The organism is Brucella pseudogrignonensis, from assembly GCF_032190615.1.
Taxonomy (GTDB): Bacteria; Pseudomonadota; Alphaproteobacteria; order Rhizobiales; family Rhizobiaceae; genus Brucella; species Brucella pseudogrignonensis_B.
Genome location: NZ_JAVLAT010000001.1, coordinates 1,222,904 through 1,237,697 on the forward strand (window position 1 = coordinate 1,222,904; position 14,794 = coordinate 1,237,697).

Sequence of the window (14,794 nt, forward strand, 5' to 3'; positions counted from 1 at the left end):
AAGCTGTTTGCAACGCTATTCGATCAGCAAAGCATCATCATCAAGCGTCTGTCCACGCACCTTGCGGAACATTTCGATGAGGTCTTCAACGCTGAGCGTCTTGCGCTTGTCGCCCGTCACATCAAGCAGGATCTTGCCGCCATGCAACATGATCGTGCGGTCGCCATAATCAAGCGCCTGACGCATGGAATGCGTGACCATGAGCGCTGTAAGCTTGTTCTCAGTAATCAGCGTACGGGTCAGTTCCATGACAAATTCTGCCATGCCCGGATCAAGTGCTGCGGTATGTTCATCAAGCAGCAGCACTTCTGAACCAGCAAGGGTCGCCATAATCAGCGAAAGTGCCTGACGCTGACCGCCGGAGAGAAGCTCCATGCGATCCTGCATGCGGTTTTCGAGGCCAAGATTGAGGCTTGCCACGCGTTCGCGGAACCACTCACGGCGCTTGGAATTGAGCGCATGGGTCAGGCCACGGCGTGTTCCACGCGATGCAGCCAGCGCCAGATTTTCCTCAATCGTCAGTGTTCCACAGCTGCCAGCAAGCGGATCCTGAAACACGCGGGCCACAAGACCGGCCCGCTCTGCGGTTGATTTGCGGGTCACGTCCTGCCCGCTGATCACCACCTTGCCAGCGGTCGGGATAACATCACCTGCCAGCACGCCGAGCATAGTCGATTTGCCAGCACCGTTGGAACCAATCACAGTAACGAACGAACCCTGTTCCATCGTCAGGTTGATCTTGTTGAGCACCTGCTTTTCAAGCGGTGTTCCACGACCGAAGATAACGTCTAGATTGGAGACTTCGATCATGATGATGCTCCTCCACGGCGAAGGCGTGGCAATATCAGTGCGAAGGTAACGAGAAGTGCCGTTGCAATGTTAAGATCGGAAGCCTGAAGGCCCACAATGCTGCCATTGGAAAGCGCAAGCTGAATAGCGATACGATAGATAATCGAGCCAAGCACACAGCCGATCAGGATCACGAGAATCAGACGCGAACGCAGCAATGTTTCACCGATGATTACGGCAGCAAGACCAACCACGATTGTACCAACGCCAGAGGTTACGTCCGCAAAGCCGTTTGTCTGGGCAAAAAGCGAGCCACCAAGCGCCACCAGCGCGTTCGAGAGCGCCATGCCGAGATAGATCTGTCGGTCAGTGCGTACGCCTTGCGCACGCGCCATTTTCGGGTTGGCACCGGTTGCCCGCATGGCAAGGCCCATGTCGCTTTCAAGGAAGCGCCAGACGAGGAAAACCGTGATTGCCACCAGCACGAAAAGGAAAGCCGGGCGCACGTAATATTCAGGAATGCCATGACCGAAGAATGGCGACAGCATGGTATCCTGATTGATCAGCGCGATATTCGGGCGTCCCATAATACGCAGATTGACCGAGAACAGCGCAATCATCGTCAGAATGGATGCCAGAAGGTTGAGAATCTTGAAGCGCACATTCAGCGTTGCAGTCACAAGACCGGCAATCGATCCCGCAATCATTGCAACACCGGCAGACAGCCAAGGGTTCCAGCCAGCAAGGATCAGAACGCCGGTTACAGCTGCACCGAGCGGAAACGAGCCATCCACGGTCAGATCGGGAAAATCAAGCACGCGGAAAGCCAGATAGACGCCGATAGCAACAAAAGAGAAGACGAGGCCCAATTCGACCGCACCCCAGAAGGCGATCTGACTCACATTGAGATTCCTTGTTCTTTGCCGTGACTGAACATGAATATGGCCTTGCGGCACACACTATTCATTGGCCTTCAAGCATGATGACTTCTGCCACTCATGCCCGCAGGCCTGTTTCAATCACGACCGGTTTTGGTTTGAGTTCGTTTCGAAGGCTTATATCTTCCGAAACCATTCCCCGGTTTTCATGCGCAATCGCATTGATTGCGACTGTTCTGGCTAGTTATCTTTTGCGATACAACTCAAAAGTTTCAACACGCAAGCATTATCGATGGAAAGGCGCTGAAAAGCCGCGTTCTGTGGGCTTGTTACAACATTTTGGCCGCTTATTTCAGCTTACACTTCTCCGCGCGCGCGCCACAACTCCCATGCGAAACGCGCACGCACGCCAATATCAAGGAAAGGCCGTGGCGGAAGTTCGGTCGGGGATCCAAGTTTCAACATGTCATCAATCAGTGGATTGTCGATGTCACAGGCCATGTCGGCTGCGAGAATGCCACCGATAGTTCCCTTGGTGATGCCGACACCATTCTGGCACAGCGATGTAAAAACATTCTTTGCAATCTGCCCAAAACCCGGTGCGCCATTGCGTGACAGGCAGATAAAGCCTGTCCATGTATGTTCCATATCGACACCAGCCAGCATCGGGAAACGCGCATCAAACAGGCATTTGTGTTCCCGCTTGATGGTTTCACGGCGCGTATCTGACTGACGAAGCGACGGGCAAAAGTGTACATTCTGCCGAACCAATATGCGCCGGTCCGATGTCAGACGCATGGTGATGCCAGCAAAGGAATTGGCAGGCGTGAGACCCCATGGTGCAACTTCGCCGATGGCTTTGTATTCAGCATCGGTCAGCGTGCGGCTGAGGCTCGCATGCGCGGCGAAATTCAGCAGTTTTCGTCTGAAGAAGCCGAATTGTTCCCCAAACCCATTGACGGTCAGGATCATTGCCGGTGCCTGAACGCTGCCATGCGCAGTGGTGATCAGGATACGCTCGCCATAATCGATTTTGGTGACAGCGGAGTTTTCATAAAGCGTCACATTGTCTGGCAGGCTATCGGCAAGGCCGCGCACCAGAGCAGCCGGGTTTAACAGCGATGTGCCATACGTGAAAATCGCTGCCTTGAAATGACTTGTGCCAAGCCTTTGGGTGAGCGCATCGCCTTCCAGCCAGTCAAACGGTTCTTTGAGACGTTCGAGTTCTTTAACCGTCGGCTCCAAAACTTCACGCATCCCCTGATCGGAGACGGCTGCGTGAAACTTGCCGTCCTGTCGCCAGTCGCAGTCGATTCCATGCTGATCGATTTGCTGTTTGAGATGATCAATGGCCGCACGCGCCAATGCGCGGTAGCTGTGGGACTTTGCCAGTTCTTCCATCGATGAGCTGACATTATGTGGCAGATCAATCGCAAAGCCCGCTGCACGGCCTGATGTGCCTTTGCCGACCTCTTGCGCATCGATCAGCGCGATTTGATCATTGGGGCGGTTCTCCGCGAGCCGTCGCGCCGCAGCCACACCCGCATAACCCGCACCAAGCACGATCCAATCAGCCTTGATGTCGCCTTTCAGCGATACATTCGGGGTGCGAGCGCTGAGGATTTTGCTCCAGCCATTGGTGTTATCATCGGCTGGAAGAATGCAAATTGCGGGCATTTCAGAAACTCGACAGGTTTTAAACAAAAGGGCGGGATAAATTCCCGCCCTTTGTATCTACAATATGGATCGCAATCAGTCGATCTTGCTGGTGGCGCGGTCGATCACAGCCTGCGGGAGCTCAACGCCCATCTTCTTGGCTGCACCAAGATTGATGACGAGATCTGTACCCTTGGCGATTTCAACCGGAATATCGCCCGGCTTTTCGCCGTTAAGAATGGCCACGACCTTTTCACCGGTCTGCTTGCCGACATCGTAATAGTTGAAGCCAAGAGCAGCCAGCGCACCGCGCTTCACAGAGTCCGTATCAGCGGTGAAGAGCGGCAACTTGCTTTCTTCGGCAACACCGACGGCGCTTTCAAGAGCCGAAACAATGGTGTTGTCGGTTGGAACATACATCGCATCCGCACGACCAACGAGCGCACGCGCTGCGCCCTGAACTTCTGCCGACTTGGTGGCGGCCGATTCAACGATTTCGATGTCTTCAGCCGCAGCCGCAGCCTTCAGTGCTTCCAGCAGCGAAACAGAATTGGTTTCGCCGGAATTGTAGAGATAACCGAGCTTCTTGATGTTCGGCATCACTTCCTTGATGAGCTTGATATGCTCAACAACCGGCGACATGTCGGAAAGGCCAGTGACGTTGCCGCCCGGCTTTGCCATGTCCTTGACGAGCTGCGCGCCAACCGGATCGGAAACCGCAGTGAAGACAATCGGAATATCCCGCGTTGCGGAAACAACGGCCTGCGCTGATGGTGTGGAAATTGGAACAATTACGTCCGGGCCATCACCAACAAACTGACGCGCGATCTGTGCGGCGGTTGCCGGATTGCCCTGTGCTGACTGATAGATGAAGGTAAGATTTTCACCTTCTTTGAAGCCAGCCGCAGCCAGCGCATCCTTAACGCCATCACGCGCAGCATCAAGTGCCGGATGTTCCACGATAGCGGTGACAGCAACGGTCACATCTTTGGCCTGAGCCGATGTGGCAAGCGCTGTTGCGGCCAGCAAGGCCAGAAGCATAGAACGCATGAAAATCTCCCCTGTTTTGGTGCGTCGCCTGTGAAGGCATTTTTGGCTTACACCCGAATGTTCAACAACGACTATCTGCCGGAATTGAAGGTTTATCCGCCTGATAACAAGGCTTAATCGGGTCCGTATAGACTGTCAACGTGTCCGCATTCGCTGTTTTAATACGCCACTACATTCTGTTTCATGAACACTGTGTTCAACCCACTTTCAAAGACTATCGCGCAAAGCCATATTCTGCGAGAACACTTGAAAAGTACCGTCACGCTCATAGGGCGGGGACTTGAGGAAAATGAATATGAAAAAGATAGGTTTTCTTTCATTCGGTCATTGGTCGCCTTCGCCACAATCGGGCACCCGCTCGGCAGGTGACGCTTTGTTGCAGTCAATTGATCTGGCCGTTGCAGCCGAAGAACTTGGCGCAGACGGCGCTTATTTCCGTGTGCATCATTTTGCCCGCCAGCTTGCGTCACCCTTCCCGCTGCTTGCAGCCGTGGGTGCGAAAACCAGCAAGATCGAGATCGGCACGGCCGTCATCGACATGCGCTATGAAAACCCGCTTTACATGGTGGAAGATGCGGGTGCTGCTGATCTTATCTCGCAAGGCCGCCTTCAGCTTGGTCTGAGCCGTGGCTCACCCGAACAGGTGATCGATGGTTGGCGCTATTTCGGTTATGCACCGGAGGAAGGCGCAAGCGATGCCGATATGGGCCGCAAACATGGCGAGGTTTTCTTTGAGGCACTCAAAGGACAAGGATTTGGCCAGCCAAATCCGCGCCCGATGTTCCCAAACCCTCCCGGTCTGTTGCGTCTCGAACCGCATTCGGAAGGTCTGCGCGACCGTATCTGGTGGGGTGCAGGCTCCAATGCGACGGCACGCTGGGCCGCAAAGCTTGGTATGAATTTGCAAAGCTCCACGCTCAAAGATGATGAAACGGGCGAGCCATTTCATGTCCAGCAGGCCGCGCAAATTCGTGCTTATCGTGAAGCCTGGAAAGAGGCTGGACATACGAGAACGCCACGCGTTTCAGTTAGCCGCAGCATTTTTGCGCTCGTTGATGATCGCGACCGCGCTTATTTTGGTGGCGGCAGCAAGGAGCAGGATTCCATCGGCTATATCGATGAGAATACGCGCGCTATTTTTGGTCGCTCCTACGCGGCTGAACCGGATGCGCTAATCAAAGAACTCGCTCAGGATGAAGCGATTGCTGAAGCCGATACGCTATTGCTGACCGTCCCAAACCAGCTCGGCGTCGAATACAATGCGCACGTGATCGAAGCGATCCTCAAGCATGTGGCACCAGCGCTCGGCTGGCGCTGAGTTTCTATGGTTAAAAGCAGCCACGCAAGGTTCGATTGTTGCGTGGCTGTCGGGTTTAACTAGGACGATGCGGAAAACTGGGTGAAGCTGAATATTTCCGCCAAAGCGAAACAAGCCAACCGCCGAAATAGCCGGCTGAAGCGCCTGAAACCACGGCAGTGACATACATCAACGTAGTATGCTCTTCCGGGTGGATCACATTGAGAACTGCCAAGACATATTGCGCACAGAAGAAAAGTAGATTGCGTATCAGCGGCAGCGTTGTGCCTGCTCGTTCTATGCGCTTGGTTTCACGATCAACCGCCAGAATGCGCGGACCAGTCAAAAAACCCAGCGGCGCAAACAGTGCCAATCCTAAACACCAGGCGATTAGAAACGAACTAAACTGGTCCGACGTATCATCAAAGTGCAAGAAGCCAACGCCGATGAAAATCACCGGCACAAAAAGCATTTTCCAGAGCGAAACCGTTTGTGTTTCACGCCCCTTGATGCCCGTTATGATCAGATAGACCAGCAATCCCCAAACATAGACTGGCGTGTGAATAATGATTTGCGTCAGCAGTTCCATGAATTGCGCTCTCTCCCGCCCCTTTGATCTGGACGCTCTATCTTTTATTCTTATAAGATTTTAGCGCTTTGAGGGAAAGCCGTTAAAAGCAAGCAGGCTGCAAAGTTTGAGAACCCGATCAATCGGCTGTGAGATCATCATCCCGATCTTGAGTTTAAACGCCTGTTCATCAATATTAGAGCCAACGTAATAATCGACAATTCCCTTAATCTGGCGCCTTATTACCCATCTCACCTCAGGCAGCCATCTCATACAAGTCATTGGAATAATTGCATGATTGGCTGCATTCCTCCCATTTTCCTGATCATGATCGGCGCATTTATCGGCTGGCTCATTGGTGGCGACTACGGAGCTTTCTGGGGAGGTTCAGCAGGTATGATCATGGGTGCGATCATCATGATCATCCTCGTCTTTTCGCTGATTAAGGCACGCGGACGATAAGAAAAAGCCGTGAAACAAATCACTGTTCCACGACTTCAAATGTAACCCTGATGAGAGATTATCAGCTCTGCAAGCGACGGCAAATCTCATCAAGCTGCTCAAGCGAGCTGTAGCGCACCTTCACTTCGCCACCGCGCTCGCGATGATTGATCTCCACCTTCATGCCAGTGACATCAGAAAGCAGCTTTTCAAGTGCCTTAGTATCAGCGTCTTTCTCGACCGGCGCACTCTTGTTAGCCTTCGGCTCTGCACCATTGCGTGCCTGCGACAGGGCTTCAACCTGACGCACGGACAAGCCTTCTTTGACCACACGTTCCGCCAACGCAGTTGGATCTTCCATGGTGATCAAGCTACGTGCATGACCAGCTGAAAGAGCGCCATCCGAGATAAAGTCCTGCACGCGCTGTGGCAATTTCAGGAGACGCAGCGTATTGGCAACATGGCTTCGGCTCTTGCCGATGACCTGTGCGAGATCATTTTGCGTATAGTCATGATTATCGATAAGCTGTTGATATCCCAACGCTTCTTCAACTGCGTTAAGGTCTGCACGTTGAACGTTTTCAACGATAGCAATTTCAAGCGCCACACGATCATCCACATCGCGGATGATGACAGGAATCGTATCGACACCTGCGCGCTGCGACGCACGCCAGCGCCGTTCACCCGCAATCAGCTCGAACCGTTCCGGTTCACCTGGTGCCGGGCGAACCACAATCGGCTGAACGACACCATGTTCCTTGATCGACTGTGCCAAATCTTCCAGTTCGACTTCCGAGAACATACGCCGCGGATTGCGTGGATTACGCGTTACGAACTCGATAGGAACATTACGTTCACTGGAAATAGGCACTTTGCGCTCTTCCACCGGGCGATCGATTTCACCAATCAGGGCAGCCAAGCCGCGGCCAAGGCGCTTTTTTGAAGGATCATCGTTCATCGTCGTCAGTTCCTGAAATTGTTACGGTGTCGAATCGGTATCAGCCCCGCATGCGCGGTGCTAGCTCATTATGCGGCTTTAAGCTGCCGCTCACGTTGAATAACTTCGGATGCCAGTTGCAGATAGGCCTGACTGCCCGCGCATTTCAAATCATAGAGAATAGCAGGCTTTCCATGCGATGGTGCTTCCGACACCCGCACATTGCGCGGAATGACTGTGCGATAAACCTTTTCGCCCATAAATTCGCGCACATCGTCAACGACCTGCGATGCAAGATTGTTACGGCTATCGAACATTGTCAGGACAATTCCCTGAATTGTCAGCTCGGAATTGATGCTCGAACGCACCTGATCGACTGTTTGCAGGAGTTGGCTTAGACCTTCAAGCGCAAAAAACTCGCATTGCAAAGGCACCATCACGGAATCGGCTGCAGCCATAGCATTCAGCGTCAAGAGATTCAGCGACGGTGGGCAATCGACGAGGATATAAGAAAACTTTTCCGCAACAGTCGAATCAAAACGCAATGCATCGCGCAAACGACGGGTGCGATCCGGGGCCTGAGCAATCTCCATCTCGAGACCGAGAAGATCGAGCGTCGACGGCACAATATAAAGGTTCGGAACATCGCTCTGCATGGCGGCTTCATTTGCGGACGCAGCCTGTGTCAGCACATCATAGGATGACAAAGGACGGTTCAGCCGATCTATACCAAGCCCCGTGCTGGCATTGCCCTGCGGGTCAAGGTCAACAATCAGCACCGTCTCGCCAATGGCGGCCAGCGCTGTCGCGAGGTTAATAGCGGTCGTGGTTTTGCCAACGCCGCCCTTCTGATTTGCAATGGTTATGATCCGGGATCTTTTGCTCATTACCGTCGCCCTGCTGCTTTCTGTCATATCGATGCTGGTTTAACTGGAGATGCGTCGCAGATTGCTAATCTCAAGTATCACCGAACTGGTATCGATAGCACTTTCATGTTGTACCAGATCAAAACTCCAGCCGACACGGCTTTCATCAATTTCCCTCTGGTAATCCCGACCTTTTTGAAAAAGTGCCTTGGAACCGGTCGTCAACCAAGGTTCAGCAAGCTCAAAAAGCAGGTTGAGCGACGCAAGCGCACGGGCAGTCACCACCTCTGGCGTCTCAATTTTATCCCACATCGCCTCAATACGCTCAGAATGAACACGCGCAGGCACGCCGACATGTCCGGCAGCTGTGCGCAAAAAAGCGGCTTTTTTTCCAGCACTCTCGACCAAGTCAATCGAAGCACCCGGAATCTCTTTGAGAAAACAAGCGGTCACGATACCCGGAAATCCACCTCCCGACCCGAGATCGAGCCAGCGCTTTGCCTCAGGTGCCAGCGGAAATATCTGCGCGCTATCGAGGATATGCCGGTTCCAAAGATCGGCAAGTGTAGATGGAGATGCCAGATTGATGGCTGCGGACCATTTGCGAAACAGTTGTTCGAAAGCCATTAGGCGTTCAGTTGTTTCACGTGAAACAACGGGAACAATCTTTTTCAAGCTCGAATATCGGCTATCCACAGTCATGCTACGCCTTTCTCGGCGTTCAGTTCGAGAGCAGCACGCTCACGTGCGCCATGCTTCTTGATATGCGTAATCAGCAAAGCGAGCGCTGCAGGCGTAATGCCCTCTACCCGCTGCGCCTCGGCAATGGTCTCTGGTTTACGCTGCTTGAGCTTGAACTTAAGCTCATTAGAAAGACCAGAAATCACATCGAAGTCCAGCGTTGCGGGAACGAACAAACGCTCTTCACGCTCCATAACAGCAATGTCGCTTTTCTGTCGGTCCATATAAACCGAGTACTGCGCTTCAATCTCAAGTGCCTCGCGCGCAATCGGATCAATGCCGTTCAGCTCTGGCCAGATCGCCTGCAACTTCCGCAGATTGATATCTGGATAGGACAGAAGATCATAAGCAGAGCGACGAACGCCATCCTGATTGAGATGGAGGTCAAAACGGCTTGCCTGATTAGGGGTAATTGTCAGTTCTTTTGTCAAATCACGCGCCGCTGACAATGCATCCTGACGAGCCGCAAATTTATCACGGCGCTGAGAGCCAAGAATGCCAAGCTGTTCGGCCAGCGGTGTCAAACGCTGATCCGCATTATCCGCGCGCAGTGACAAACGGAACTCAGCGCGGGACGTAAACATACGATAAGGCTCGCTGACGCCGCGTGACGTCAAATCATCGACCATAACACCGATATAGGCTTCCGTGCGCTGAATAATAACCGGCTCACTGCCGCCTGCCCGCTTCGCAGCATTCAATCCGGCGAGCAAGCCCTGTGCGCCAGCTTCTTCATAACCGGTGGTGCCATTGATCTGACCTGCAAGGAATAGGCCCGTCACACGGCGAGTCTCCAGACTGCGCTTCAACTCTCGCGGATCGATAAAGTCATATTCAATCGCATAGCCAGGCTGAAGCATAATCGCTTTTTCCAGACCTGGAATGGTCTTGAGATATTCAAGCTGCACTTCTTCCGGCAAGGACGTGGAAATGCCGTTTGGGTAAACCGTATGATCGTCCAGCCCTTCGGGTTCTAGAAATACCTGATGCCCATCGCGATCGCCAAACTTGACGATCTTATCTTCAACCGACGGACAATAGCGCGGGCCGATCCCTTCGATGGAACCGGAATACATCGCAGAGCGATGCAGATTAGCCCGGATGATTGCATGGGTTTCTGGCGTTGTCCGCGTAATGCCGCAATCGATCTGTGGCGTGGTGATCTTATCGGTCATCAGCGAGAAAGGAACTGGATCCTCGTCTGCCGACTGCATATCGAGACTCTGCCAGTCAATGGTTCGTCCATCGAGACGTGGCGGCGTGCCGGTCTTGAGACGCCCAACGGCAAAGCCAAGACCGCGTAACGTGTCCGACAGCCCTAAAGCCGGATTCTCACCCATGCGTCCTGCCGGGATTTTCTTCTCGCCTATATGAATCAGACCATTCAGAAAGGTACCCGTCGTCAGAACGACAGATGCACAGCTGAGTTGGCGACCATCGGTCAGGACAACACCAGTAATACGACCATCGTCCACACGAATATCCGATGCACCGCCTTCAACAACGGTTAGATTTTCCTGCTCGGAAATCAGCTCCTGCATTGCCAGACGATAGAGTTTACGGTCGGCCTGTGTGCGTGGGCCGCGAACGGCTGGGCCTTTTCGACGATTGAGCAATCTGAACTGGATGCCAGCCTTATCAGCGACGCGACCCATCAATCCGTCCAGCGCATCAATCTCCCTTACGAGATGGCCCTTGCCCAAACCACCAATCGCAGGATTACAAGACATGACGCCAATTGTATCAAAACGGTGCGTAACCAGCGCAGTGCGAGCACCAGCGCGTGCCGAAGCTGCCGCAGCCTCACAGCCGGCATGTCCCCCACCGATTACAATCACGTCGAAAGCTGTCGCTTCGGCCGAACTTTTGATGTTCATCCTGATGCATCCGAATCCAGTTTAGAAAGAAGTCTCTTTGACACGTTTGCGTCTACAACGGAAGGGGTAACCGGACTGAGCGTCGATCAACTCTTTGATAAACTTGATACAGATATCGACTCACGGATTGATATGGGAGTCAATAAGTCTGGGCAGATTCCACAGATGTTTCACGTGAAACATTTCTCACAACAATCTTGAAGATCGCCACTGTTTCACGTGAATCACTCACTTACCGATACAGAACTGAGAGAAAATAACGTCCAGAATTTCTTCGACATCAACATCGCCTGTAATCCGTCCAAGATATTGCGATGCCCTGCGCATATTCTCCGCACGTAGCTCCAGGGGTAAATCTTCGCGCTCAGCTGCTATATCAATTTCCGAGATTGTTGATTGTAAAAGATTAATGTGTCTCTGTCGCGTCGGTACCGCATCATTGATCAGACCAATACGTGCTTCTGCAAACTGCTTCAATGCATCCAGCAAATGATCGAGCCCATCGGTATTTCTGGTGGAAATCCGATACTGCCAGTTTTGGCTATCGCTTGTAACAAGGTCCGCCTTGGTCCCAACAGTCCAGATGTCAGCTTCACCGTTTTCAAGCGACACTGGAATTGGGTTTTCCATGTCCTCAAGCAGCAAAACCAAATCAGCTTCAGCTGCGCGTTCACGCGCGCGCTCAATTCCAATACGCTCAACCTGACTTGTCGTCTCGCGCAGTCCGGCAGTGTCTGTCACATAAACCGGAATGCCACCGAGGTTCAATTTGACTTCCAGAAGATCACGCGTGGTGCCCGCCTCTTCTGAAATAATTGCAATCTCGCGGCCCGCCAGAAAATTAAGCAGACTGGATTTTCCAGCATTTGGAGCGCCAGCGATTACAATATGCAAACCATCGCGCAGCATTGCTGCCCGCTTGCCACCTTCAATATGGCGGATGATTTCGCTACGCAGGGTTTTGAGTTGCTCCCATACCTGCCCCGAAACGGAACCCGGCACATCACTCTCATCAGCAAAGTCAAGTTCTGCCTCAATGAGCGCACGCGACCGAACAAGCCTCTGTCTCCAATCGGTATAGAGCTGGCGCTGCGCACCCGATGCGACTTGTAGTGCAAGACGACGCTGCCCTTCGGTTTCTGCGGCTATGAGATCGGCAAGGCCTTCAGCAATCGTCAAATCCATCTTGCCATTGGTAAAAGCACGACGGGTGAACTCACCCGCTTCCGCGATACGGCAACCTGGAAAAGTGCCGAGTACTTCGAGCAATTTCTCGACGACTGCAATCCCACCATGAAGATGAAATTCCGCACAATCCTCCCCCGTAAAGCTGTTGGGTCCCGGAAAAAACAGCGCAAGTCCCTTATCAATGGCATCACCATTACACGCGCGAATGGTTTTATACGCGGCAAATCTTGGCTCGATGATAGCGCCAAGGATCGTTTCGATTACGAATCGAACTTGCGGTCCGGAGATCCGCACCACAGCAACGCCGGAAGGAAGGCGTCCGCTCGACAATGCGAAAATCGTATCGATAAGATGTTGGCGCTCGCTCATTTGATTTCCCGTTCTATATTGATACTCACACGCATATTCATTCATGCCCGGAAAGAAAAGCCTTATGACCGATATCAGCAGCAACAGGCTCAGAACCGCTCCAAGCGCCTATCTGCGTCAGCACGCCGATAATCCGGTTCACTGGCAGGTTTGGAGCAAAGAAGCGCTGGATGCAGCGCAGGAACTCAACCGCCCTATTCTGCTGTCGATAGGCTATGCCGCCTGCCACTGGTGTCATGTCATGGCGCATGAGTCTTTTGAAGATCCTGCCGTTGCAGACGTCATGAATGAACTTTTCGTCAATGTGAAGGTTGATCGGGAGGAACGGCCAGACATTGATCAGATTTATATGGCAGCCCTTGGTGCTATGGGACAGCAAGGTGGTTGGCCGCTGACAATGTTTCTGCGTCCCGATGGTAAGCCATTCTGGGGCGGAACTTATTTTCCGCCGAAAGCACGACATAATCTGCCGGGATTTATCGACGTGCTAAAAGCTGTCGACAATCTCTGGCAAGGAAATAAAGAAAAAATTAACCATAATGCGGAGGCTGTGTTTAATCATCTGGAGACACGTCTTGCCGCACAAAGCGAGGCGAGCCCGAATGATATTGCGCATTTCGACACGGTAGCAGATCGGATCAATGCGATGTTTGATCCTGTTCGTGGCGGCATCGATAATGCACCAAAATTCCCAAATGCTCCCTTCATGGATTCCTTGTGGCTGTCGTGGCTCTATAGCGGCCAAAGCCATCATCGCGATACGTTTCTGCTATCACTGAGAACAATGCTGCAAGGCGGCATTTACGATCATCTCGGCGGCGGGCTTTGTCGTTACAGTGTCGATGCTGACTGGCTGGTGCCGCATTTTGAAAAGATGCTCTACGACAATGCGCAGCTGATCAGACACGCGACTTATGCCTATGCGGAAACGCAAGATGAATTGTTCCGTATCCGAATCGAAGAAACCGTAAACTGGTTGATCCGCGAAATGCGGCTTCCTGACGGAAGTTTTGCGTCCAGTCTCGATGCCGACAGCGAGGGTGAAGAAGGGAAATTCTATATCTTCACCGAGGCCGAGATTAATGCCGTATTGGGTGATCAGGCCGCCGCATTCAAACACTGGTATAATGTGAAAGCTCTAGGCAATTTTGAAGGCAGTACTATTCTCAACAGGCTTCACGCGGTGAATGAGAAGGCAGAGCTTCCTGCTGACATTGAGGCATCGAGAGAAAAGCTTTTTGATTATCGCAGCACACGCATTCGTCCGGGCCGCGATGAAAAGGCACTCACCGACTGGAATGCACTGGCAATCCGGGCGCTGGCAGAAGTGGGCCGCAGTTTCAGAAAGCCGGAATGGATTGATCATGCCATTGCCGCTTACCGTTCGATTGGGTCATCGTTTGAAGCCGGACGCATGGCGCATTGCCGAATGGATGCTGAATTGGTCTACCCTGCCCTGTCATCTGATTATGCGGCCATGATCAACGCAGCGCTTTCGCTTTATGAAGCGACAAGCGACAAAACATTCATTCACGATGCACTTGCACTGAAAGATGCACTCAATCAAAACAATCGCGATGCATCGGGTAATTACCGGCTTTCAGCGATAGAGGCAGAAGACGTCATTCTTCACAGCTATGGAGATTATGACGAGGCCATTCCATCTGCCACCAGTCAGATTATCGAAGCATTCACGCGGCTATTTTTGGCCACCGGAGATATGAATCTTTATCGCCAGAATGAACGGCTGGTTGAGCAGGCAATGGGCCGTGCACGCGTTCAGCAATATGGGCAAATCGGCATTCTGAATGCAGGCCGTTTCGCCGCTGAACCGCTCTCTCTGGTAATAGCTGACACAGGTACGGACGGCGAACTTGTGGCAGTGGCCACGCGCAATCCTGATCCGCGACGGTTGGATAAGTTTGTTGCCTTTGAAGCGGGGACATTGATTGAGCTTCCAACAGGCGGCACATCACATGCGGATAAACCGTCAGCGTGGCTCTGTAAGGGACAGGTTTGCCTGGCGCCCGTCGAGACTGCCTCAGCACTCGAAATCCTGCTCAGAGGCCATTCCTGAGCTTTTATGGAGTATAAAAAACGCCGCGATGATTTCTCAACGCGGCGTTTTTGAAATGAT

At 52.6% G+C, this 14,794-nt stretch carries 13 protein-coding genes; 3 read left to right on the forward strand and 10 right to left on the reverse strand.

Annotated elements, in window-relative coordinates:
• Positions 1 to 15: 15 nt before the first annotated feature.
• The 4 genes from RI570_RS05980 to RI570_RS05995 form a co-directional block, all read right to left on the reverse strand.
• On the reverse strand, positions 16 to 810 hold the full coding sequence (locus RI570_RS05980) for an ABC transporter ATP-binding protein (protein WP_313827486.1): 795 nt from the start codon (positions 808 to 810) through the stop codon (positions 16 to 18).
• Positions 807 to 1,691: an ABC transporter permease gene (locus RI570_RS05985; RefSeq protein ID WP_310013062.1), complete on the reverse strand. Its 885-nt coding sequence runs from the start codon at positions 1,689 to 1,691 to the stop codon at positions 807 to 809. Before RI570_RS05985 ends, RI570_RS05980 begins: the two co-directional genes overlap by 4 nt.
• A 333-nt stretch (positions 1,692 to 2,024) precedes the next feature.
• Positions 2,025 to 3,344 carry an FAD-dependent oxidoreductase gene (locus RI570_RS05990; RefSeq protein ID WP_313827488.1) on the reverse strand — a complete coding sequence of 440 codons (1,320 nt, stop codon included), beginning with the start codon at positions 3,342 to 3,344 and terminating at the stop codon, positions 2,025 to 2,027.
• Between the two features lie 75 nt (positions 3,345 to 3,419).
• Positions 3,420 to 4,373, reverse strand: coding sequence for an ABC transporter substrate-binding protein (locus tag RI570_RS05995; RefSeq protein ID WP_313827489.1), 954 nt, complete (start codon positions 4,371 to 4,373; stop codon positions 3,420 to 3,422).
• A gap of 295 nt (positions 4,374 to 4,668) precedes the next feature.
• On the opposite strand from RI570_RS05995, the gene RI570_RS06000 reads away from it, so the two are divergent.
• A complete protein-coding gene (locus tag RI570_RS06000) occupies positions 4,669 to 5,691 on the forward strand; it encodes an LLM class flavin-dependent oxidoreductase (protein WP_313827490.1) in 1,023 nt (340 codons plus the stop codon).
• A gap of 55 nt (positions 5,692 to 5,746) precedes the next feature.
• Here RI570_RS06000 and RI570_RS06005 read toward each other — a convergent pair whose 3' ends face one another.
• Positions 5,747 to 6,259, reverse strand: coding sequence for a hypothetical protein (locus RI570_RS06005; protein WP_313827491.1), 513 nt, complete (start codon positions 6,257 to 6,259; stop codon positions 5,747 to 5,749).
• 273 nt (positions 6,260 to 6,532) lie between these two features.
• Between RI570_RS06005 and RI570_RS06010 the strand changes: the two genes are divergently transcribed.
• Entirely contained in the window at positions 6,533 to 6,700 is a 168-nt protein-coding gene (locus RI570_RS06010; protein ID WP_313827493.1) for a hypothetical protein, read from the forward strand.
• Between the two features lie 61 nt (positions 6,701 to 6,761).
• On the opposite strand, the gene RI570_RS06015 is transcribed toward RI570_RS06010, so the two are convergent.
• From RI570_RS06015 to mnmE, 5 genes are all read right to left on the reverse strand, one after another.
• A complete protein-coding gene (locus tag RI570_RS06015; RefSeq protein WP_313827494.1) occupies positions 6,762 to 7,637 on the reverse strand; it encodes a ParB/RepB/Spo0J family partition protein in 876 nt (291 codons plus the stop codon).
• Positions 7,638 to 7,705: 68 nt separating this feature from the next.
• Complete coding sequence (locus tag RI570_RS06020) at positions 7,706 to 8,503, reverse strand: ParA family protein (RefSeq protein ID WP_313827495.1); 798 nt, start codon at positions 8,501 to 8,503, stop codon at positions 7,706 to 7,708.
• Positions 8,504 to 8,542: 39 nt separating this feature from the next.
• Positions 8,543 to 9,184, reverse strand: coding sequence for a 16S rRNA (guanine(527)-N(7))-methyltransferase RsmG (gene rsmG, locus RI570_RS06025; RefSeq protein ID WP_313827496.1), 642 nt, complete (start codon positions 9,182 to 9,184; stop codon positions 8,543 to 8,545).
• Positions 9,181 to 11,100: a tRNA uridine-5-carboxymethylaminomethyl(34) synthesis enzyme MnmG gene (gene mnmG / locus RI570_RS06030; protein WP_313827497.1), complete on the reverse strand. Its 1,920-nt coding sequence runs from the start codon at positions 11,098 to 11,100 to the stop codon at positions 9,181 to 9,183. The genes rsmG and mnmG overlap by 4 nt, the downstream gene beginning before the upstream one ends.
• A gap of 228 nt (positions 11,101 to 11,328) precedes the next feature.
• Positions 11,329 to 12,657, reverse strand: a complete 1,329-nt coding sequence (gene mnmE, locus RI570_RS06035) for a tRNA uridine-5-carboxymethylaminomethyl(34) synthesis GTPase MnmE (RefSeq protein WP_313827498.1) — start codon at positions 12,655 to 12,657, stop codon at positions 11,329 to 11,331.
• A 64-nt stretch (positions 12,658 to 12,721) separates the two neighbouring features.
• Between mnmE and RI570_RS06040 the strand changes: the two genes are divergently transcribed.
• A complete protein-coding gene (locus tag RI570_RS06040) occupies positions 12,722 to 14,734 on the forward strand; it encodes a thioredoxin domain-containing protein (protein ID WP_313827499.1) in 2,013 nt (670 codons plus the stop codon).
• Positions 14,735 to 14,794: the final 60 nt, after the last annotated feature.

Bases quoted from the DNA above. Each gene is read 5' to 3' on its own strand.
- RI570_RS05980 (WP_313827486.1), bottom strand. From the start codon at position 810: ATGATCGAAGTCTCCAATCTAGACGTTATCTTCGGTCGTGGAACACCG.
- RI570_RS05990 (WP_313827488.1), bottom strand. From the start codon at position 3,344: ATGCCCGCAATTTGCATTCTTCCAGCCGATGATAACACCAATGGCTGG.
- RI570_RS05995 (WP_313827489.1), bottom strand. From the start codon at position 4,373: ATGCGTTCTATGCTTCTGGCCTTGCTGGCCGCAACAGCGCTTGCCACA.
- RI570_RS06000 (WP_313827490.1), top strand. From the start codon at position 4,669: ATGAAAAAGATAGGTTTTCTTTCATTCGGTCATTGGTCGCCTTCGCCA.
- RI570_RS06005 (WP_313827491.1), bottom strand. From the start codon at position 6,259: ATGGAACTGCTGACGCAAATCATTATTCACACGCCAGTCTATGTTTGG.
- RI570_RS06010 (WP_313827493.1), top strand. From the start codon at position 6,533: ATGATTGGCTGCATTCCTCCCATTTTCCTGATCATGATCGGCGCATTT.
- RI570_RS06015 (WP_313827494.1), bottom strand. From the start codon at position 7,637: ATGAACGATGATCCTTCAAAAAAGCGCCTTGGCCGCGGCTTGGCTGCC.
- RI570_RS06020 (WP_313827495.1), bottom strand. From the start codon at position 8,503: ATGAGCAAAAGATCCCGGATCATAACCATTGCAAATCAGAAGGGCGGC.
- rsmG (WP_313827496.1), bottom strand. From the start codon at position 9,184: ATGACTGTGGATAGCCGATATTCGAGCTTGAAAAAGATTGTTCCCGTT.
- mnmG (WP_313827497.1), bottom strand. From the start codon at position 11,100: ATGAACATCAAAAGTTCGGCCGAAGCGACAGCTTTCGACGTGATTGTA.
- mnmE (WP_313827498.1), bottom strand. From the start codon at position 12,657: ATGAGCGAGCGCCAACATCTTATCGATACGATTTTCGCATTGTCGAGC.
- RI570_RS06040 (WP_313827499.1), top strand. From the start codon at position 12,722: ATGACCGATATCAGCAGCAACAGGCTCAGAACCGCTCCAAGCGCCTAT.